At 56.4% G+C, this 23,603-nt stretch carries 6 protein-coding genes; all 6 read left to right on the top strand.

Going from position 1 to position 23,603, the window contains the following annotated elements; all coding sequences use genetic code 11:
* The first annotated feature begins 43 nt into the window (after window positions 1–43).
* On the top strand, window positions 44–18,529 hold the full coding sequence (locus tag L2B55_RS18840) for an Ig-like domain-containing protein (protein ID WP_237848019.1): 18,486 nt from the start codon (window positions 44–46) through the stop codon (window positions 18,527–18,529).
* A 253-nt stretch (window positions 18,530–18,782) separates the two neighbouring features.
* Entirely contained in the window at window positions 18,783–19,133 is a 351-nt protein-coding gene (gene panD / locus L2B55_RS18835; RefSeq protein ID WP_237848017.1) for an aspartate 1-decarboxylase, read from the top strand.
* 6 nt (window positions 19,134–19,139) lie between these two features.
* On the top strand, window positions 19,140–20,162 hold the full coding sequence (locus L2B55_RS18830; RefSeq protein WP_237848015.1) for a lysylphosphatidylglycerol synthase transmembrane domain-containing protein: 1,023 nt from the start codon (window positions 19,140–19,142) through the stop codon (window positions 20,160–20,162).
* Window positions 20,163–20,233: 71 nt separating this feature from the next.
* Window positions 20,234–20,728 carry a D-glycero-beta-D-manno-heptose 1-phosphate adenylyltransferase gene (gene rfaE2, locus L2B55_RS18825; RefSeq protein WP_237848014.1) on the top strand — a complete coding sequence of 165 codons (495 nt, stop codon included), beginning with the start codon at window positions 20,234–20,236 and terminating at the stop codon, window positions 20,726–20,728.
* A gap of 259 nt (window positions 20,729–20,987) precedes the next feature.
* Complete coding sequence (locus L2B55_RS18820) at window positions 20,988–22,127, top strand: acyl-CoA dehydrogenase (RefSeq protein ID WP_237848012.1); 1,140 nt, start codon at window positions 20,988–20,990, stop codon at window positions 22,125–22,127.
* Between the two features lie 169 nt (window positions 22,128–22,296).
* The gene (locus tag L2B55_RS18815; protein ID WP_237848010.1) at window positions 22,297–23,544 is read left to right on the top strand and encodes a peroxiredoxin family protein; all 1,248 of its coding nucleotides are present in this window, start codon (window positions 22,297–22,299) and stop codon (window positions 23,542–23,544) included.
* The last annotated feature ends 59 nt before the right edge of the window (window positions 23,545–23,603 follow it).

Here is a 23,603-nt window from a genome sequence, read left to right as displayed (position 1 = left end):
TTATGCATGGACCGTACCGGCAGGAGTACCTGCTCCGGGTAACGTGGCCAGCTTCACGACCACAGTGGCCGGAACATATAGTGTAGTCATCACCAATACCGCCACAAGCTGTGTGTCATTGCCAGCGAGCGGAAGCGTAACGGTTGATCCACGACCAGCAGCGCCAACCGTAGCGGCGGTAACGTATTGTCAAGGTGATGTGGCCTCGGCATTGACGGCCGGGGGCAGCAACTTGTTATGGTACACCAGTGCCACCGGCGGAACCGGAAGTGCAACGGCACCAACCCCAAGTACGACCACCCCAGGCACCACCTCATATTATGTGAGCGCAACCACGGGCACCTGTGAAGGCCCAAGAGCGCAACTGGATGTAACGGTAGCTCCACGGCCAGCAGCGCCAACCGTAGCGGCGGTAACGTATTGTCAAGGCGATGTGGCCTCGGCATTGACGGCCGGGGGCAGCAACTTGTTATGGTACACCAGTGCCACCGGCGGAACCGGAAGTGCAACGGCGCCAACCCCAAGTACGACCACCCCGGGCACCACCTCATATTATGTGAGCGCAACCACGGGCACCTGTGAAGGCCCAAGAGCGCAACTGGATGTAACGGTAGCTCCACGGCCAGCAGCGCCAACCGTAGCGGCGGTAACGTATTGTCAAGGTGATGTGGCCTCGGCATTGACGGCCGGGGGCAGCAACTTGTTATGGTACACCAGTGCCACCGGCGGAACCGGAAGTGCAACGGCGCCAACCCCAAGTACGACCACCCCGGGCACCACCTCATATTATGTGAGCGCAACCACGGGCACCTGTGAAGGCCCAAGAGCGCAACTGGATGTAACGGTAGCTCCACGGCCAGCAGCGCCAACCGTAGCGGCGGTAACGTATTGTCAAGGTGATGTGGCCTCGGCATTGACGGCCGGGGGCAGCAACTTGTTATGGTACACCAGTGCCACCGGCGGAACCGGAAGTGCAACGGCACCAACCCCAAGTACGACCACCCCAGGCACCACCTCATATTATGTGAGCGCAACCACGGGCACCTGTGAAGGCCCAAGAGCGCAACTGGATGTAACGGTAGCTCCACGGCCAGCAGCGCCAATGGCCAGTGCCTCGGCGCAGCCTAGCTGTACGGTTGCCACCGGTACGATCCGGGTGACGGGCGTGGCAGGAATGGAGTATTCAATCGACGGGGCGACCTACCAGAGCTCAACCACCTTTGCGGGCCTAACGCCGGGTACCTATCCGGTAACGGCGCGTGATGCGGCGGGCTGTATATCCTCTGCCACCTCGGTGGTGATCAATGCCGTGCCAAACGCACCGGCAACGCCAGTGGCCAGTGCCTCGGCGCAGCCTAGCTGTACGGTTGCCACCGGTACGATCCGGGTGACGGGCGTGGCAGGAATGGAGTATTCAATCGACGGGGCGACCTACCAGAGCTCAACCACCTTTGCGGGCCTAACGCCGGGCACCTATCCGGTAACGGCGCGTGATGCGGCGGGCTGTATATCCTCTGCCACCTCGGTGGTGATCAATGCCGTGCCAAACGCACCGGCAGCGCCAGTGGCCAGTGCCTCGGCGCAGCCTAGCTGTACGCTTGCCACCGGTACGATCCGGGTGACGGGCGTGGCAGGAATGGAGTATTCAATCAACGGGGCGACCTACCAGAGCTCAACCACCTTTGCGGGCCTAACGCCGGGTACCTATCCGGTGACGGCGCGTGATGCGGCGGGCTGTATCTCCTCTGCCACCTCGGTGGTGATCAATGCCGTGCCAAACGCACCGGCAGCGCCAGTGGCCAGTGCCTCGGCGCAGCCTAGCTGTACGCTTGCCACCGGTACGATCCGGGTGACGGGCGTGGCAGGAATGGAGTATTCAATCGACGGGGCGACCTACCAGAGCTCAACCACCTTTGCGGGCTTAACGCCGGGCACCTATCCGGTGACGGCGCGTGATGCGGCGGGCTGTATATCCTCTGCCACCTCGGTGGTGATCAATGCCGTGCCAAACGCGCCGGCAGCGCCAGTGGCCAGTGCCACGGCGCAGCCTAGCTGTACGGTCGCCACCGGTACGATCCGGGTGACGGGCGTGGCAGGAATGGAGTATTCAATCAACGGGGCGACCTACCAGAGCTCGACCACCTTTGCGGGCCTAACGCCGGGTACCTATCCGGTAACGGCGCGTGATGCGGCGGGCTGTATATCCTCTGCCACCTCGGTGGTGATCAATGCCGTGCCAAACGCACCGGCAGCGCCAGTGGCCAGTGCCTCGGCGCAGCCTAGCTGTACGCTTGCCACCGGTACGATCCGGGTGACGGGCGTGGCAGGAATGGAGTATTCAATCGACGGGGCGACCTACCAGAGCTCAACCACCTTTGCGGGCCTAACGCCGGGTACCTATCCGGTAACGGCGCGTGATGCGGCGGGCTGTATCTCCTCTGCCACCTCGGTGGTGATCAATGCCGTGCCAAACGCACCGGCAGCGCCAGTGGCCAGTGCCTCGGCGCAGCCTAGCTGTACGGTCGCCACCGGTACGATCCGGGTGACGGGCGTGGCAGGAATGGAGTATTCAATCAACGGGGCGACCTACCAGAGCTCAACCACCTTTGCGGGCCTAACGCCGGGTACCTATCCGGTGACGGCGCGTGATGCGGCGGGCTGTATCTCCTCTGCCACCTCGGTGGTGATCAATGCCGTGCCAAACGCACCAGCAGCGCCAGTGGCCAGTGCCTCGGCGCAGCCTAGCTGTACGCTTGCCACCGGTACGATCCGGGTGACGGGCGTGGCAGGAATGGAGTATTCAATCGACGGGGCGACCTACCAGAGCTCAACCACCTTTGCGGGCCTAACGCCGGGTACCTATCCGGTAACGGCGCGTGATGCGGCGGGCTGTATATCCTCTGCCACCTCGGTGGTGATCAATGCCGTGCCAAACGCACCGGCAGCGCCAGTGGCCAGTGCCTCGGCGCAGCCTAGCTGTACGCTTGCCACCGGTACGATCCGGGTGACGGGCGTGGCAGGAATGGAGTATTCAATCGACGGGGCGACCTACCAGAGCTCAACCACCTTTGCGGGCCTAACGCCGGGTACCTATCCGGTAACGGCGCGTGATGCGGCGGGCTGTATATCCTCTGCCACCTCGGTGGTGATCAATGCCGTGCCAAACGCACCGGCAGCGCCAGTGGCCAGTGCCTCGGCGCAGCCTAGCTGTACGCTTGCCACCGGTACGATCCGGGTGACGGGCGTGGCAGGAATGGAGTATTCAATCGACGGGGCGACCTACCAGAGCTCAACCACCTTTGCGGGCCTAACGCCGGGTACCTATCCGGTAACGGCGCGTGATGCGGCGGGCTGTATATCCTCTGCCACCTCGGTGGTGATCAATGCCGTGCCAAACGCACCGGCAGCGCCAGTGGCCAGTGCCTCGGCGCAGCCTAGCTGTACGGTCGCCACCGGTACGATCCGGGTGACGGGCGTGGCAGGAATGGAGTATTCAATCAACGGGGCGACCTACCAGAGCTCAACCACCTTTGCGGGCCTAACGCCGGGTACCTATCCGGTGACGGCGCGTGATGCGGCGGGCTGTATCTCCTCTGCCACCTCGGTGGTGATCAATGCCGCACCGGCCTTGCCAACGGTAACGGTGAACTCGCCGGCCGTCTGTGCAGGCAGCCCAGCAACGATTACCGCCACTCCAGGTGCAGCGGGCGCCTATAATTATGCATGGACTGTACCGGCAGGAGTGCCTGCTCCGGGTAACGTCGCCAGCTTCACGACCACAGTGGCCGGCTCCTATAGTGTAGTCATCACCAATACGGCTACAAGCTGTGTGTCATTGCCAGCGAGCAGCACGGTAAGGGTTGATTCTGCACCGGCAGCGCCAGTGGCCAGTGCCAGTGTGCAGCCTAGCTGTACGGTCGCCACCGGTACGATCCGGGTGACGGGCGTGGCAGGAATGGAGTATTCAATCGACGGGGCGACCTACCAGAGCTCAACCACCTTTGCGGGCCTAACGCCGGGCACCTATCCGGTAACGGCGCGCAATGCGGCGGGCTGTATCTCCAGCGCCACCTCGGTGGTGATCAATGCCGTGCCAAACGCACCGGCAGCGCCAGTGGCCAGTGCCTCGGTGCAGCCTAGCTGTACGGTTGCCACCGGTACGATCCGGGTGACGGGCGTGGCAGGAATGGAGTATTCAATCGACGGGGCGACCTACCAGAGCTCGACCACCTTTGCGGGCCTAACGCCGGGTACCTATCCGGTGACGGCGCGTGATGCGGCGGGCTGTATCTCCTCTGCCACCTCGGTGGTGATCAATGCCGTGCCAAACGCACCGGCAGCGCCAGTGGCCAGTGCCTCGGCGCAGCCTAGCTGTACGCTTGCCACCGGTACGATCCGGGTGACGGGCGTGGCAGGAATGGAGTATTCAATCGACGGGGCGACCTACCAGAGCTCAACCACCTTTGCGGGTCTAACGCCGGGTACCTATCCGGTAACGGCGCGTGATGCGGCGGGCTGTATCTCCTCTGCCACCTCGGTGGTGATCAATGCCGTGCCAAACGCACCGGCAGCGCCAGTGGCCAGTGCCTCGGCGCAGCCTAGCTGTACGCTTGCCACCGGTACGATCCGGGTGACGGGCGTGGCAGGAATGGAGTATTCAATCAACGGGGCGACCTACCAGAGCTCAACCACCTTTGCGGGCCTAACGCCGGGTACCTATCCGGTGACGGCGCGTGATGCGGCGGGCTGTATCTCCTCTGCCACCTCGGTGGTGATCAATGCCGTGCCAAACGCACCGGCAGCGCCAGTGGCCAGTGCCTCGGCGCAGCCTAGCTGTACGCTTGCCACCGGTACGATCCGGGTGACGGGCGTGGCAGGGATGGAGTATTCAATCGACGGGGCGACCTACCAGAGCTCAACCACCTTTGCGGGCCTAACGCCGGGTACCTATCCGGTAACGGCGCGTGATGCGGCGGGCTGTATATCCTCTGCCACCTCGGTGGTGATCAATGCCGTGCCAAACGCACCGGCAGCGCCAGTGGCCAGTGCCTCGGCGCAGCCTAGCTGTACGGTTGTCACCGGTACGATCCGGGTGACGGGCGTGGCAGGAATGGAGTATTCAATCGACGGGGCGACCTACCAGAGCTCAACCACCTTTGCGGGCCTAACGCCGGGTACCTATCCGGTAACGGCGCGTGATGCGGCGGGCTGTATATCCTCTGCCACCTCGGTGGTGATCAATGCCGTGCCAAACGCACCGGCAGCGCCAGTGGCCAGTGCCACGGCGCAGCCTAGCTGTACGCTTGCCACCGGTACGATCCGGGTGACGGGCGTGGCAGGAATGGAGTATTCAATCGACGGGGCGACCTACCAGAGCTCAACCACCTTTGCGGGCTTAACGCCGGGCACCTATCCGGTGACGGCGCGTGATGCGGCGGGCTGTATATCCTCTGCCACCTCGGTGGTGATCAATGCCGTGCCAAACGCACCGGCAGCGCCAGTGGCCAGTGCCTCGGCGCAGCCTAGCTGTACGCTAGCCACCGGTACGATCCGGGTGACGGGCGTGGCAGGAATGGAGTATTCAATCGACGGGGCGACCTACCAGAGCTCAACCACCTTTGCGGGCCTAACGCCGGGTACCTATCCGGTGACGGCGCGTGATGCGGCGGGCTGTATATCCTCTGCCACCTCGGTGGTGATCAATGCCGTGCCAAACGCACCGGCAGCGCCAGTGGCCAGTGCCTCGGCGCAGCCTAGCTGTACGGTCGCCACCGGTACGATCCGGGTGACGGGCATGGCAGGAATGGAGTATTCAATCGACGGGGCGACCTACCAGAGCTCAACCACCTTTGCGGGCTTAACGCCGGGCACCTATCCGGTGACGGCGCGTGATGCGGCGGGCTGTATATCCTCTGCCACCTCGGTGGTGATCAATGCCGTGCCAAACGCGCCGGCAGCGCCAGTGGCCAGTGCCACGGCGCAGCCTAGCTGTACGGTCGCCACCGGTACGATCCGGGTGACGGGCGTGGCAGGAATGGAGTATTCAATCAACGGGGCGACCTACCAGAGCTCGACCACCTTTGCGGGCCTAACGCCGGGTACCTATCCGGTAACGGCGCGTGATGCGGCGGGCTGTATATCCTCTGCCACCTCGGTGGTGATCAATGCCGTGCCAAACGCGCCGGCAGCGCCAGTGGCCAGTGCCTCGGCGCAGCCTAGCTGTACGGTTGCCACCGGTACGATCCGGGTGACGGGCGTGGCAGGAATGGAGTATTCAATCAACGGGGCGACCTACCAGAGCTCAACCACCTTTGCGGGCCTAACGCCGGGTACCTATCCGGTGACGGCGCGTGATGCGGCGGGCTGTATCTCCTCTGCCACCTCGGTGGTGATCAATGCCGTGCCAAACGCACCGGCAGCGCCAGTGGCCAGTGCCTCGGCGCAGCCTAGCTGTACGGTCGCCACCGGTACGATCCGGGTGACGGGCGTGGCAGGAATGGAGTATTCAATCAACGGGGCGACCTACCAGAGCTCAACCACCTTTGCGGGCCTAACGCCGGGTACCTATCCGGTAACGGCGCGTGATGCGGCGGGCTGTATCTCCTCTGCCACCTCGGTGGTGATCAATGCCGTGCCAAACGCACCGGCAGCGCCAGTGGCCAGTGCCTCGGCGCAGCCTAGCTGTACGGTCGCCACCGGTACGATCCGGGTGACGGGCGTGGCAGGAATGGAGTATTCAATCGACGGGGCGACCTACCAGAGCTCAACCACCTTTGCGGGCCTAACGCCGGGTACCTATCCGGTAACGGCGCGTGATGCGGCGGGCTGTATCTCCAGCGCCACCTCGGTGGTGATCAATGCCGTGCCAAACGCACCGGCAGCGCCAGTGGCCAGTGCCTCGGCGCAGCCTAGCTGTACGGTTGCCACCGGTACGATCCGGGTGACGGGCATGGCAGGAATGGAGTATTCAATCGACGGGGCGACCTACCAGAGCTCAACCACCTTTGCGGGCCTAACGCCGGGTACCTATCCGGTAACGGCGCGTGATGCGGCGGGCTGTATCTCCAGCGCCACCTCGGTGGTGATCAATGCCGTGCCAAACGCACCGGCAGCGCCATTGGCCAGTGCCAGTGTGCAGCCTAGCTGTACGGTCGCCACCGGTACGATCCGGGTGACGGGCGTGGCAGGAATGGAGTATTCAATCAACGGGGCGACCTACCAGAGCTCAACCACCTTTGCGGGCCTAACGCCGGGCACCTATCCGGTAACAGCGCGCAATGCGGCGGGCTGTATCTCCTCTGCCACCTCGGTGGTGATCAATGCCGTGCCAAACGCACCGGCAGCGCCAGTGGCCAGTGCCTCGGCGCAGCCTAGCTGTACGCTTGCCACCGGTACGATCCGGGTGACGGGCGTGGCAGGAATGGAGTATTCAATCGACGGGGCGACCTACCAGAGCTCAACCACCTTTGCGGGTCTAACGCCGGGTACCTATCCGGTAACGGCGCGTGATGCGGCGGGCTGTATCTCCTCTGCCACCTCGGTGGTGATCAATGCCGTGCCAAACGCACCGGCAGCGCCAGTGGCCAGTGCCTCGGCGCAGCCTAGCTGTACGGTTGCCACCGGTACGATCCGGGTGACGGGCGTGGCAGGAATGGAGTATTCAATCGACGGGGCGACCTACCAGAGCTCAACCACCTTTGCGGGCCTAACGCCGGGTACCTATCCGGTAACGGCGCGTGATGCGGCGGGCTGTATCTCCTCTGCCACCTCGGTGGTGATCAATGCTGCACCGGCCTTGCCAACGGTAACGGTGAACTCGCCGGCCGTCTGTGCAGGCAGCCCAGCAACGATTACCGCCACTCCAGGTGCAGCGGGCGTCTATAATTATGCATGGACTGTACCGGCAGGAGTGCCTGCTCCGGGTAACGTCGCCAGCTTCACGACCACAGTGGCCGGCACCTATAGTGTAGTCATCACCAATACGGCCACAAGCTGTGTGTCATTGCCAGCGAGCAGCACGGTAAGGGTTGATTCTGCACCGGCAGCGCCAGTGGCCAGTGCCAGTGTGCAGCCTAGCTGTACGGTCGCCACCGGTACGATCCGGGTGACGGGCGTGGCAGGGATGGAGTATTCAATCAACGGGGCGACCTACCAGAGCTCAACCACCTTTGCGGGCCTAACGCCGGGCACCTATCCGGTAACAGCGCGCAATGCGGCGGGCTGTATCTCCTCTGCCACCTCGGTGGTGATCAATGCCGTGCCAAACGCACCGGCAGCGCCAGTGGCCAGTGCCTCGGCGCAGCCTAGCTGTACGGTTGCCACCGGTACGATCCGGGTGACGGGCGTGGCAGGAATGGAGTATTCAATCAACGGGGCGACCTACCAGAGCTCAACCACCTTTGCGGGCCTAACGCCGGGTACCTATCCGGTGACGGCGCGTGATGCGGCGGGCTGTATCTCCAGCGCCACCTCGGTGGTGATCAATGCCGTGCCAAACGCACCGGCAGCGCCAGTGGCCAGTGCCTCGGCGCAGCCTAGCTGTACGCTTGCCACCGGTACGATCCGGGTGACGGGCGTGGCAGGAATGGAGTATTCAATCAACGGGGCGACCTACCAGAGCTCAACCACCTTTGCGGGCCTAACGCCGGGTACCTATCCGGTAACGGCGCGTGATGCGGCGGGCTGTATCTCCAGCGCCACCTCGGTGGTGATCAATGCCGTGCCAAACGCACCGGCAGCGCCAGTGGCCAGTGCCTCGGCGCAGCCTAGCTGTACGGTCGCCACCGGTACGATCCGGGTGACGGGCGTGGCAGGAATGGAGTATTCAATCGACGGGGCGACCTACCAGAGCTCGACCACCTTTGCGGGCCTAACGCCGGGTACCTATCCGGTGACGGCGCGTGATGCGGCGGGCTGTATCTCCTCTGCCACCTCGGTGGTGATCAATGCCGCACCGGCCTTGCCAACGGTAACGGTGAACTCGCCGGCCGTCTGTGCAGGCAGCCCAGCAACGATTACCGCCACTCCAGGTGCAGCGGGCGCCTATAATTATGCATGGACTGTACCGGCAGGAGTGCCTGCTCCGGGTAACGTCGCCAGCTTCACGACCACAGTGGCCGGCTCCTATAGTGTAGTCATCACCAATACGGCTACAAGCTGTGTGTCATTGCCAGCGAGCAGCACGGTAAGGGTTGATTCTGCACCGGCAGCGCCAGTGGCCAGTGCCAGTGTGCAGCCTAGCTGTACGGTCGCCACCGGTACGATCCGGGTGACGGGCGTGGCAGGAATGGAGTATTCAATCGACGGGGCGACCTACCAGAGCTCAACCACCTTTGCGGGCCTAACGCCGGGCACCTATCCGGTAACGGCGCGCAATGCGGCGGGCTGTATCTCCAGCGCCACCTCGGTGGTGATCAATGCCGTGCCAAACGCACCGGCAGCGCCAGTGGCCAGTGCCTCGGTGCAGCCTAGCTGTACGGTTGCCACCGGTACGATCCGGGTGACGGGCGTGGCAGGAATGGAGTATTCAATCAACGGGGCGACCTACCAGAGCTCAACTACCTTTGCGGGCCTAACGCCGGGTACCTATCCGGTGACGGCGCGTGATGCGGCGGGCTGTATCTCCAGCGCCACCTCGGTGGTGATCAATGCCGCACCGGCCTTGCCAACGGTAACGGTGAACTCGCCGGCCGTCTGTGCAGGCAGCCCAGCAACGATTACCGCCACTCCAGGTGCAGCGGGCGTCTATAATTATGCATGGACTGTACCGGCAGGAGCGCCTGCTCCGGGTAACGTCGCCAGCTTCACGACCACAGTGGCCGGCACCTATAGTGTAGTCATCACCAATACGGCCACAAGCTGTGTGTCATTGCCAGCGAGCAGCACGGTAAGGGTTGATTCTGCACCGGCAGCGCCAGTGGCCAGTGCCAGTGTGCAGCCTAGCTGTACGGTCGCCACCGGTACGATCCGGGTGACGGGCGTGGCAGGGATGGAGTATTCAATCAACGGGGCGACCTACCAGAGCTCAACCACCTTTGCGGGCCTAACGCCGGGCACCTATCCGGTAACAGCGCGCAATGCGGCGGGCTGTATCTCCTCTGCCACCTCGGTGGTGATCAATGCCGTGCCAAACGCACCGGCAGCGCCAGTGGCCAGTGCCTCGGCGCAGCCTAGCTGTACGCTTGCCACCGGTACGATCCGGGTGACGGGCGTGGCAGGAATGGAGTATTCAATCGACGGGGCGACCTACCAGAGCTCAACCACCTTTGCGGGTCTAACGCCGGGTACCTATCCGGTAACGGCGCGTGATGCGGCGGGCTGTATATCCTCTGCCACCTCGGTGGTGATCAATGCCGTGCCAAACGCACCGGCAGCGCCAGTGGCCAGTGCCTCGGCGCAGCCTAGCTGTACGCTTGCCACCGGTACGATCCGGGTGACGGGCGTGGCAGGAATGGAGTATTCAATCAACGGGGCGACCTACCAGAGCTCAACCACCTTTGCGGGCCTAACGCCGGGTACCTATCCGGTAACGGCGCGTGATGCGGCGGGCTGTATATCCTCTGCCACCTCGGTGGTGATCAATGCTGCACCGGCCTTGCCAACGGTAACGGTGAACTCGCCGGCCGTCTGTGCAGGCAGCCCAGCAACGATTACCGCCACTCCAGGTGCAGCGGGCGTCTATAATTATGCATGGACTGTACCGGCAGGAGTGCCTGCTCCGGGTAACGTCGCCAGCTTCACGACCACAGTGGCCGGCACCTATAGTGTAGTCATCACCAATACGGCCACAAGCTGTGTGTCATTGCCAGCGAGCAGCACGGTAAGGGTTGATTCTGCACCGGCAGCGCCAGTGGCCAGTGCCAGTGTGCAGCCTAGCTGTACGGTCGCCACCGGTACGATCCGGGTGACGGGCGTGGCAGGAATGGAGTATTCAATCGACGGGGCGACCTACCAGAGCTCAACCACCTTTGCGGGCCTAACGCCGGGCACCTATCCGGTAACGGCGCGCAATGCGGCGGGCTGTATCTCCAGCGCCACCTCGGTGGTGATCAATGCCGTGCCAAACGCACCGGCAACGCCAGTGGCCAGTGCCTCGGCGCAGCCTAGCTGTACGGTTGCCACCGGTACGATCCGGGTGACGGGCGTGGCAGGAATGGAGTATTCAATCGACGGGGCGACCTACCAGAGCTCAACCACCTTTGCGGGCCTAACGCCGGGTACCTATCCGGTGACGGCGCGTGATGCGGCGGGCTGTATCTCCAGCGCCACCTCGGTGGTGATCAATGCCGCACCGGCCTTGCCAACGGTAACGGTGAACTCGCCGGCCGTCTGTGCAGGCAGCCCAGCAACGATTACCGCCACTCCAGGTGCAGCGGGCGCCTATAATTATGCATGGACTGTACCGGCAGGAGTGCCTGCTCCGGGTAACGTCGCCAGCTTCACGACCACAGTGGCCGGCTCCTATAGTGTAGTCATCACCAATACGGCTACAAGCTGTGTGTCATTGCCAGCGAGCAGCACGGTAAGGGTTGATTCTGCACCGGCAGCGCCAGTGGCCAGTGCCAGTGTGCAGCCTAGCTGTACGGTCGCCACCGGTACGATCCGGGTGACGGGCGTGGCAGGAATGGAGTATTCAATCGACGGGGCGACCTACCAGAGCTCAACCACCTTTGCGGGCCTAACGCCGGGCACCTATCCGGTAACGGCGCGCAATGCGGCGGGCTGTATCTCCAGCGCCACCTCGGTGGTGATCAATGCCGTGCCAAACGCACCGGCAGCGCCAGTGGCCAGTGCCTCGGCGCAGCCTAGCTGTACGGTTGCCACCGGTACGATCCGGGTGACGGGCGTGGCAGGAATGGAGTATTCAATCGACGGGGCGACCTACCAGAGCTCAACCACCTTTGCGGGCCTAACGCCGGGTACCTATCCGGTGACGGCGCGTGATGCGGCGGGCTGTATATCCAGTGCCACCTCGGTGGTGATCAATGCCGTGCCAAACGCACCGGCAGCGCCAGTGGCCAGTGCCTCGGCGCAGCCTAGCTGTACGCTTGCCACCGGTACGATCCGGGTGACGGGCGTGGCAGGAATGGAGTATTCAATCAACGGGGCGACCTACCAGAGCTCAACCACTTTTGCGGGCCTAACGCCGGGCACCTATCCGGTGACGGCGCGTGATGCGGCGGGCTGTATCTCCTCTGCCACCTCGGTGGTGATCAATGCCGTGCCAAACGCACCGGCAGCGCCAGTGGCCAGTGCCTCGGCGCAGCCTAGCTGTACGGTCGCTACCGGTACGATCCGGGTGACGGGCGTGGCAGGAATGGAGTATTCAATCAACGGGGCGACCTACCAGAGCTCAACCACCTTTGCGGGCCTAACGCCGGGTACCTATCCGGTGACGGCGCGTGATGCGGCGGGCTGTATCTCCTCTGCCACCTCGGTGGTGATCAATGCCGTGCCAAACGCACCGGCAGCGCCAGTGGCCAGTGCCTCGGCGCAGCCTAGCTGTACGGTTGCCACCGGTACGATCCGGGTGACGGGCGTGGCAGGGATGGAGTATTCAATCAACGGGGCGACCTACCAGAGCTCAACTACCTTTGCGGGCCTAACGCCGGGTACCTATCCGGTAACGGCGCGTGATGCGGCGGGCTGTATATCCTCTGCCACCTCGGTGGTGATCAATGCCGCACCGGCCTTGCCAACGGTAACGGTGAACTCGCCGGCCGTCTGTGCAGGCAGCCCAGCAACGATTACCGCCACTCCAGGTGCAGCGGGCGTCTATAATTATGCATGGACTGTACCGGCAGGAGCGCCTGCTCCGGGTAACGTCGCCAGCTTCACGACCACAGTGGCCGGCACCTATAGTGTAGTCATCACCAATACGGCCACAAGCTGTGTGTCATTGTCAGCGAGCAGCACGGTAAGGGTTGATTCTGCACCGGCAGCGCCAGTGGCCAGTGCCAGTGTGCAGCCTAGCTGTACGGTCGCCACCGGTACGATCCGGGTGACGGGCGTGGCAGGGATGGAGTATTCAATCAACGGGGCGACCTACCAGAGCTCAACCACCTTTGCGGGCCTAACGCCGGGCACCTATCCGGTAACAGCGCGCAATGCGGCGGGCTGTATCTCCTCTGCCACCTCGGTGGTGATCAATGCCGTGCCAAACGCACCGGCAGCGCCAGTGGCCAGTGCCTCGGCGCAGCCTAGCTGTACGGTTGCCACCGGTACGATCCGGGTGACGGGCGTGGCAGGAATGGAGTATTCAATCGACGGGGCGACCTACCAGAGCTCAACCACCTTTGCGGGCTTAACGCCGGGCACCTATCCGGTAACGGCGCGTGATGCGGCGGGCTGTATCTCCAGCGCCACCTCGGTGGTGATCAATGCCGTGCCAAACGCACCGGCAGCGCCAGTGGCCAGTGCCTCGGCGCAGCCTAGCTGTACGGTCGCCACCGGTACGATCCGGGTGACGGGCGTGGCAGGAATGGAGTATTCAATCGACGGGGCGACCTACCAGAGCTCGACCACCTTTGCGGGCCTAACGCCGGGTACCTATCCGGTGACGGCGCGTGATGCGGCGGGCTGTATCTCCTCTGCCACCTCGGTGGTGATCAATGCCGCACCGGCCTTGCCAACGGTAACGGTGAACTCGCCGGCCGTCTGTGCAGGCAGCCCAGCAACGATTACCGCCACTCCAGGTGCAGCGGGCGTCTATAATTATGCATGGACTGTACCGGCAGGAGTGCCTGCTCCGGGTAACGTCGCCAGCTTCACGACCACAGTGGCCGGCACCTATAGTGTAGTCATCACCAATACGGCCACAAGCTGTGTGTCATTGCCAGCGAGCAGCACGGTAAGGGTTGATTCTGCACCGGCAGCGCCAGTGGCCAGTGCCAGTGTGCAGCCTAGCTGTACGGTCGCCACCGGTACGATCCGGGTGACGGGCGTGGCAGGGATGGAGTATTCAATCAACGGGGCGACCTACCAGAGCTCAACCACCTTTGCGGGCCTAACGCCGGGCACCTATCCGGTAACAGCGCGCAATGCGGCGGGCTGTATCTCCTCTGCCACCTCGGTGGTGATCAATGCCGTGCCAAACGCACCGGCAGCGCCAGTGGCCAGTGCCTCGGCGCAGCCTAGCTGTACGGTTGCCACCGGTACGATCCGGGTGACGGGCGTGGCAGGAATGGAGTATTCAATCAACGGGGCGACCTACCAGAGCTCAACCACCTTTGCGGGCCTAACGCCGGGTACCTATCCGGTGACGGCGCGTGATGCGGCGGGCTGTATCTCCAGCGCCACCTCGGTGGTGATCAATGCCGTGCCAAACGCACCGGCAGCGCCAGTGGCCAGTGCCTCGGCGCAGCCTAGCTGTACGGTCGCCACCGGTACGATCCGGGTGACGGGCGTGGCAGGAATGGAGTATTCAATCAACGGGGCGACCTACCAGAGCTCAACCACCTTTGCGGGCCTAACGCCGGGTACCTATCCGGTAACGGCGCGTGATGCGGCGGGCTGTATCTCCAGCGCCACCTCGGTGGTGATCAATGCCGTGCCAAACGCACCGGCAGCGCCAGTGGCCAGTGCCTCGGCGCAGCCTAGCTGTACGGTCGCCACCGGTACGATCCGGGTGACGGGCGTGGCAGGAATGGAGTATTCAATCGACGGGGCGACCTACCAGAGCTCGACCACCTTTGCGGGCCTAACGCCGGGTACCTATCCGGTGACGGCGCGTGATGCGGCGGGCTGTATCTCCTCTGCCATCTCGGTGGTGATCAATGCCGCACCGGCCTTGCCAACGGTAACGGTGAACTCGCCGGCCGTCTGTGCAGGCAGCCCAGCAACGATTACCGCCACTCCAGGTGCAGCGGGCGCCTATAATTATGCATGGACTGTACCGGCAGGAGTGCCTGCTCCGGGTAACGTCGCCAGCTTCACGACCACAGTGGCCGGCTCCTATAGTGTAGTCATCACCAATACGGCTACAAGCTGTGTGTCATTGCCAGCGAGCAGCACGGTAAGGGTTGATTCTGCACCGGCAGCGCCAGTGGCCAGTGCCAGTGTGCAGCCTAGCTGTACGGTCGCCACCGGTACGATCCGGGTGACGGGCGTGGCAGGAATGGAGTATTCAATCGACGGGGCGACCTACCAGAGCTCAACCACCTTTGCGGGCCTAACGCCGGGCACCTATCCGGTGACGGCGCGCAATGCGGCGGGCTGTATCTCCAGCGCCACCTCGGTGGTGATCAATGCCGTGCCAAACGCACCGGCAACGCCAGTGGCCAGTGCCTCGGTGCAGCCTAGCTGTACGGTTGCCACCGGTACGATCCGGGTGACGGGCGTGGCAGGAATGGAGTATTCAATCGACGGGGCGACCTACCAGAGCTCAACCACCTTTGCGGGCCTAACGCCGGGTACCTATCCGGTGACGGCGCGTGATGCGGCGGGCTGTATCTCCTCTGCCACCTCGGTGGTGATCAATGCCGTGCCAAACGCACCGGCAGCGCCAGTGGCCAGTGCCTCGGCGCAGCCTAGCTGTACGCTTGCCACCGGTACGATCCGGGTGACGGGCGTGGCAGGAATGGAGTATTCAATCAACGGGGCGACCTACCAGAGCTCGACCACCTTTGCGGGCCTAACGCCGGGCACCTATCCGGTAACGGTGCGTGATGCGGCGGGCTGTATATCCAGTGCCACCTCGGTGGTGATCAATGCCGTGCCAAACGCACCGGCAGCGCCAGTGGCCAGTGCCTCGGCGCAGCCTAGCTGTACGCTTGCCACCGGTACGATCCGGGTGACGGGCGTGGCAGGGATGGAGTATTCAATCAACGGGGCGACCTACCAGAGCTCGACCACCTTTGCGGGCCTAACGCCGGGTACCTATTCGGTAACGGCGCGTGATGCGGCGGGCTGTATATCCAGTGCCACCTCGGTGGTGATCAATACCGCACCGGCCTTGCCAACGGTAACGGTGAACTCGCCGGCCGTCTGTGCAGGTAGCCCAGCAACGATTACCGCCACTCCAGGTGCAGCGGGCGCCTATAATTATGCATGGACCGTACCGGCAGGAGTACCTGCTCCGGGTAACGTCGCCAGCTTCACGACCACAGTGGCCGGCACCTATAGTGTAGTCATCACCAATACGGCCACAAGCTGTGTGTCATTGCCAGCGAGCAGCACGGTAAGGGTTGATTCTGCACCGGCAGCGCCAGTGGCCAGTGCCTCGGTGCAGCCTAGCTGTACGGTCGCCACCGGTACGATCCGGGTGACGGGCGTGGCAGGGTTGGAGTATTCAATCAACGGGGCGACCTACCAGAGCTCAACCACCTTTGCGGGCCTAACGCCGGGCACCTATCCGGTAACAGCGCGCAATGCGGCGGGCTGTATATCCAGTGCCACCTCGGTGGTGATCAATGCCGTGCCAAACGCACCGGCAGCGCCAGTGGCCAGCGCCTCGGCGCAGCCTAGCTGTACGGTTGCCACCGGTACGATCCGGGTGACGGGCGTGGCAGGGTTGGAGTATTCAATCAACGGGGCGACCTACCAGAGCTCGACCACCTTTGCGGGCCTAACGCCGGGTACCTATCCGGTGACGGCGCGTGATGCGGCGGGCTGTATATCCAGTGCCACCTCGGTGGTGATCAATGCCGTGCCAAACGCACCGGCAGCGCCAGTGGCCAGTGCCTCGGCGCAGCCTAGCTGTACGCTAGCCACCGGTACGATCCGGGTGACGGGCGTGGCAGGAATGGAGTATTCAATCGACGGGGCGACCTACCAGAGCTCAACCACCTTTGCGGGCCTAACGCCGGGCACCTATCCGGTGACGGCGCGCAATGCGGCGGGCTGTATATCCAGTGCCACCTCGGTGGTGATCAATGCCGTGCCAAACGCACCGGCAGCGCCAGTGGCCAGTGCCTCGGCGCAGCCTAGCTGTACGCTTGCCACCGGTACGATCCGGGTGACGGGCGTGGCAGGAATGGAGTATTCAATCGACGGGGCGACCTACCAGAGCTCGACCACCTTTGCGGGCCTGACGCCGGGCACCTATCCGGTAACGGCGCGTGATGCGGCGGGCTGTATATCCAGTGCCACCTCGGTGGTGATCAATGCCGTGCCAACGGTACCAGCGGTTACCTTTGTCAAAACCCGCGATGCTGTCTGCCCAACAAACAACAATGGTGCAGCAATATTGACCATAACAGATGGAAATAATCCTTCTGTTTCATGGGCCAAAGACGGCGCATCGATTGCAGCGCCTAATTTGAATGGACTGAGTGTGGGTGTTTATCAGGTAACAGTAACGAATGCTTGTGGTTCAGTGGTTCGCAGTATTACTATTAACAGTAGTAACCGTGCTCCTGTAGCAGTTGGAGAGGCCTTTAGTACATTAGCTGGAACTGCAATTAATAATACAGTGGCTACAAATGACTCAGATCCAGATGGTGATGCGTTAACTTACATTGTTTTGCCTAATACTAATAGAGGTTTGCTAAGTTTACAAGCTAACGGATCGTTTACCTATACTCCTGCTGCAGGATTTTCTGGTGTAGAGGTATTCACTTATAGAGTTACTGATCCTTGTGGAGCAACTGCCACCGCCAATGTGAGCTTTACAGTAAATAATCCGCCTATTGCGGTTAATGACAGTTATACTACAACAGAAAATGTTTCTATTGTCGAGCCAGCCTCTGGGATATTAAAGAATGATTCTGATCCTGAGAAAGATCCATTGACAGCGCATTTGGTCACAACTACTACAAATGGCTCTTTAACTTTGAATGCTGATGGCTCATTTACATATGTTCCTAATATTGGCTTCTACGGTGTTGATACCTTTACCTATAATGCAAACGATGGTAACGCAAATAGTAATGTAGCAACAGTAACAATTACTGTGAATCGTCTTACTACAGATCTTGCAATTACAAAAGTTTCCTTGGGAACCGATTTGAAACGCGACGAAGTGTTTGAATATCAGATTACTGTAGGAAATAATGGAGTAAATAATGCTACCGGTGTGGTTGCAACGGATGTTTTGCCTTCTGAGTTGGAGTTTGTAGATGCTTCTGCAAGTGTAGGAACCTACTCCTTTAATCCGGCTAATCGAACAATAACCTGGAATCTTGGCAGTTTAAGTGTAAATTCTCGTCAAACACTTACCTTAAAGGTTAAGTCAACAAAAGGTGGATGGATCGTAAATACTGCAACCGTTAGAGGTAACCAGTTTGATCCAAATATGTCCAATAATACTTCAACCGATAGTCGTTTAATATTAGGATTTTTCATTCCTAATGTATTCACTCCAAATAGAGATGGTGTTAATGAAACATTTATAATTGATGGGCTAGCGGGGGTAGAGAATGAGATTTATATTTATAATCGTTGGGGTAATGAAGTTTACAAGGGCAGAAATTATAATAGCACGTGGAATGGTTCAGACCTTCCTTCTGCAACCTATTATTATGTGCTTAAAGTAAAAGGTGATTCAAATAAATGGACGAGTTATTCAGGTTTCGTTGTAATAATGCGATAAATAATGCCTGAAAACTTAATTGAAAAGCGGCTTCAGAAATGGAGCCGCTTTTTAGCTGGAGTGTGTTGTAATAGGATTATCCAAAAAATAAATTGTATTTTTTGATGATCGATAAGGTTAATGTATACTATTAATGTTAATTAAAGTTAACTCATCATATTAACAATGTTGGTATTAGGGTTAATTTAGAAATTGCGAACATTCGTTCATTGGTTTTCTTCATCCAAATACATTTACTAATTTTGCCTCCCTTATGTTGATCCAAGTATTAAAGTCTAAAATACACCGGGTTAAAGTAACCCAGGCCGAATTGCATTATGTTGGAAGCATCACTATTGATGAAGATTTGCTAGATGCTGCTAACATGATTGAAAATGAAAAGGTACAAATTGTAAACATCAATAACGGTGAACGTTTTGAGACTTACATTATCAAAGGCGAGCGAGGTACTGGTACAGTTTGTTTAAATGGCCCTGCTGCTCGTAAAGTTCAGGTTGGCGATATTGTTATCGTTATTTCTTATGCCACTATGGATTTTGAAGAAGCCAAGAAGCATAAACCCGTAGTTGTTTTCCCAGATCAGCAAAATCGCTTAATTAAATAATAACAATTGAATCAAAGCATTAAGTCTGTTTTGCAATACTCATTCTTTATTGGGTTGGGTGTTGCCATGTTATATCTGGCGTTTAAAGGGCAGGATATCTCCCTGATCATGTTGAAGTTAAAGTCAGCCAATTTTTACTGGGTTGCTATTTCTGCCATTGTTACTATGGTGGCACACTATGTAAGGGCCGTACGCTGGAATATGCTTATTGAACCATTGGGGCATAAACCTAAAAGTAGTAATACCTTTATTGCCGTGTTGGTAGGCTATGCCGCAAATTTGGCTTTTCCGCGTTTAGGAGAAGTGGTGCGGTGTGGTACTTTGACCAAAACAGATAAAGTTCCAATGGATAAATTGATTGGGACAGTTATAGTTGAACGGGTGGTCGATTTGCTTTCATTGATAGCTATTTTGGTGCTGACAGTCTTATTACAGTTTGATCGGATAAGTAGCTTCGTTTATGATAACTTGCTTAAAGGCATTATTGAGAAGCTAACGGGCAACACTTCAATGTTGATTGTTGCAGTTGGAGTATCAATTGGATTGTTGGTGTTATCAATAATAATTTTTAAAAAATATAAACATCAGGTCTATCAGTCTGCAATAGGTAAAAAAATAATGGGGCTTTTAGAGGGAATCTCTCATGGACTTGCCAGCATTGGAAAGTTAAAAAGCTCATCAGGGTTTCTTTTGTATACATTCTTATTGTGGGTGCTCTATTTGTTTTCTACTTATACAATGTTTTTTGCATTGTCACCAACATCAAGCTTGACTCTTTTAACGGCTTTGTTTGTGTTAACTGTTGGTAGCTTAGGTATGGCTGCTCCGGTTCAGGGTGGTTTGGGGGCCTTTCATTGGATTGTTTCTAAAGGATTGATTTTATATGGAATTGCAGAAATAGATGGCTTGGCTTATGCAACTATTTCGCATGGAACGCAAACGTTGATGATAATTATCTTCGGATCACTAGGCTTTTTCTCGCTATTGTTTACCCAAAAATCAAATATAAAAGCTCGGTCAGTGTTGTAACTATTTATTTTGTTCAGCATTGGAACGATTCTAATTCAGGGGCTGTCTTTAAAACTAAATAACTCTATATAATGACCAATAATCAATATATCGCATCAAAAGTAATGTTGAAAGAAGATCTTAAGCGTAAAATTGCTATATGGCAGTTTTTAGGGGAAAAGGTGGTCTTTACAAATGGTTGCTTCGATTTATTGCATCTAGGTCATGTTGATTATCTTTCTAAAGCAGCTGATTTAGGGCAACATTTGGTGATAGGTTTAAATTCTGACGCATCTACAAAAGGGTTAAAAGGACCAACCCGTCCCATTCAGGATGAGCATTCGAGAGCGATGATTTTAGCATCGATGGGCTTTGTAGATGCAGTGGTATTGTTTGATGAGTCTACCCCGTATGAATTGATTAAGTTTTTGGAGCCTGATGTTTTGGTGAAAGGCAGTGATTATACTATCGATCAAATTGTTGGTGCCGATGTGGTATTAGGCAAGGGGGGAGAGGTTAAAACAATTGACTACATTGATGGTTACTCTACTTCTGCAATTGAACGTAAAATAAAGCAACAAGCATAGGTCGTCATTTATTTTTTAAACTTAATTATTTCTATTAAGAAAAGAACGGACCCATTTCCTCAAATAGGTGACGTCCTAAGGATCCTGTTAATTCTTACACTTGTTAAGTTTAAAAGCCATTTTTTTTAAAGTTGATAAAGAAAATAGACTGTTTTTTTAAATAGTATATTTTTTCAGGAATTTGTTTTTAAAACATTGTTTTTGTGATAGATTTGGAGCTCATTAACCTTAATAAATTTTATCTTAACTGAACAGAATTATGCATTTTCAGCTTACAGAAGAACACCTGATGATACAAAAGGCCGCAAGGGATTTTGCTCAAAATGAGTTAAAACCGGGCGTGATTGAGCGTGACGAACACCAAAAGTTTCCTGCCGAACAAATAAAGAAATTGGGTGAACTTGGTTTCCTCGGAATGATGGTTGATCCTAAATACGGAGGTAGTGGTTTGGATGCTATATCTTATGTGTTGGTTATGGAAGAGCTTTCTAAAGTTGATGCGTCTGCATCTGTGGTTGTTTCTGTAAATAACTCTTTGGTTTGCTACGGTCTTGAACAATACGGTTCCGAAGAACAAAAACAAAAATACCTGGTGCCTTTAGCCAAAGGCGAGATGATTGGAGCCTTTTGTTTATCTGAACCTGAAGCTGGGTCTGATGCTACCTCGCAGCGCACTACTGCTATTGATATGGGCGATCATTACCTGTTAAACGGAACCAAAAACTGGATTACCAATGGTAATAGCGCTTCTGTTTATTTGGTTATCGCTCAAACTGATGTAGCTAAAGGACATAAAGGCATTAATGCGTTTATTATTGAAAAAGGAATGCCTGGCTTTACAGTAGGGCCTAAAGAAAATAAATTAGGCATCAGGGGCTCTGATACCCACTCGTTGATGTTTACAGACGTTATAGTTCCAAAGGAAAACCGAATTGGAGAAGATGGGTTTGGATTTAAGTTTGCTATGAAAACCCTTGAAGGAGGTCGTATTGGTATTGCTTCTCAGGCATTGGGAATTGCATCCGGAGCTTTTGAACTAGCTACTCAATACGCTAAAGAACGTAAAGCATTCGGTAAACCAATTGCTGATCATCAGGCCATTCAGTTCAAGTTGGCAGATATGGCAACTCAGATTGAGGCAGCCCGTATGCTTTGCTTTAAGGCAGCATGGTTAAAGGATCAACACCTGCCATATGCTCAGGCTAGTGCTATGGCCAAATTATTTGCTTCAGAAACGGCTATGAAAACCACTGTGGAAGCTGTTCAGGTACATGGAGGCTATGGTTATGTAAAAGAATACCACGTGGAACGATTAATGCGTGACGCAAAAATTACCCAGATTTACGAAGGTACTTCTGAAATTCAGCGTATTGTAATTAGTCGTGAAGTGTTGAAATAAGAATCTGCTGGTAACAGCAAAGTCAATCAATAAATTGGAGGGGCGGCAACTTGTAGTTGTCGCTTTTTTGTTTTTTCCAAATTGAAATATTGCTAAAAGGGTTACTTTTATAATTAATTGAGTCACCGATAAGTAAATTGAACCACAATCATAAAGACTTGTATTTAAGATGAAGTATTTAATTGGATTGATCCTTACCAGCTTATTGTTTACCGGATGTGCTGATAACGGAGCTACGATGATGCAAAATGGTGTATGGCGTGCAACATTAAAAACAGAATCGGGAAAAGAAATTCCTTTCAATTTTAATTTGATTCATGACAAGAAGAACGAACCTAATATTGAAATTATTAATGGTGACGAACGCTTGCTTGTGGATGACATTATAATAAAGGATGATTCGGTGTTTATTAAAATGCCGTTTTTTGAATCTGAATTTGTGGGCCGATTTGAAGGTGATGCGATTAAGGGGTTTTGGATTAAGCATTTGGCCAATAAGGATGTTTCAATGCCATTCATTGCAGAACCGGATACTTATTGGCGTTTTGAGAAATCAAAAGTGAAAGCTACGAGCAATGTTTCAGGGAAATGGGCTGCTACGTTTGCCGACGGTAAAGACAGCACAATTGCCATTGGAGAGTTTGTTCAACAGGATAATAAATTAACTGGCACCTTTTTAACTACTACAGGTGATTATAGGTACCTTGAAGGTATTGTTGCCGATAATGATTTTTATTTATCATGCTTTGATGGTTCTCATGCTTATTTATTTACAGGATCGATTAATGGAGATAAAATTAGTGAAGGTAAATTTTATGCCGGATTAAATCATGTTGAGGAATGGAGCGCTTCAAGGGATGAAAAGGCCACCTTGCCTGATGCCTATTCTTTAGCCAAGTTAAAGGAGGGCCAAAAACGATTGGATTTTGCATATCCAAACCTTAATAAACAAGTCATTTCTTTAAAAGACCCAAAGTTTAATAACAAAGTAGTTATTGTGCAGCTTCTGGGATCATGGTGCCCTAACTGTATGGATGAAACTAAGTTCCTGGCCGATTTTTATAAACAGTATAAAGGGAAAGGAGTTGAAATAGTTGGATTGGCCTTTGAGCGTACCACTGATTTTGAACGTTCTAAAAAATCAATTTCTAAGTTTAAAGATCGTTTTGATGTGCAGTACGATTTACTGGTAACTAATAAAACCAACGAGGCTGAACAAAGGAATGAGGCCTTGCCAATGCTTGATCGTATTCTTGGGTTTCCTACCACCATTATTATTGATAAAAATGGAGAAGTGCGAAAGATACACACTGGGTTCAGCGGCCCCGGTACCGGCAAGCATTATGTTGACTTTGTTAAGGAGTTTACTCAATACATAAACGAATTATTGGCTGAGCCGCAAAAAACAGCGGCCTGATCTATCCGTAATATTTTACGACTCCCGGCTGTTTTACCGTCAAAACAACTTATACTTGC

This window comes from Solitalea lacus (assembly GCF_022014595.1).
Lineage (GTDB): Bacteria > Bacteroidota > Bacteroidia > Sphingobacteriales > Sphingobacteriaceae > Solitalea > Solitalea lacus.
The sequence above is the reverse complement of the archived record's forward strand: the minus strand, read 5'-3'. Positions and strand labels throughout refer to the sequence as shown.

Bases quoted from the DNA above. Each gene is read 5' to 3' on its own strand.
- L2B55_RS18820 (WP_237848012.1), top strand. From the start codon at position 20,988: ATGCATTTTCAGCTTACAGAAGAACACCTGATGATACAAAAGGCCGCA.
- L2B55_RS18815 (WP_237848010.1), top strand. From the start codon at position 22,297: ATGAAGTATTTAATTGGATTGATCCTTACCAGCTTATTGTTTACCGGA.
- rfaE2 (WP_237848014.1), top strand. From the start codon at position 20,234: ATGACCAATAATCAATATATCGCATCAAAAGTAATGTTGAAAGAAGAT.
- panD (WP_237848017.1), top strand. From the start codon at position 18,783: ATGTTGATCCAAGTATTAAAGTCTAAAATACACCGGGTTAAAGTAACC.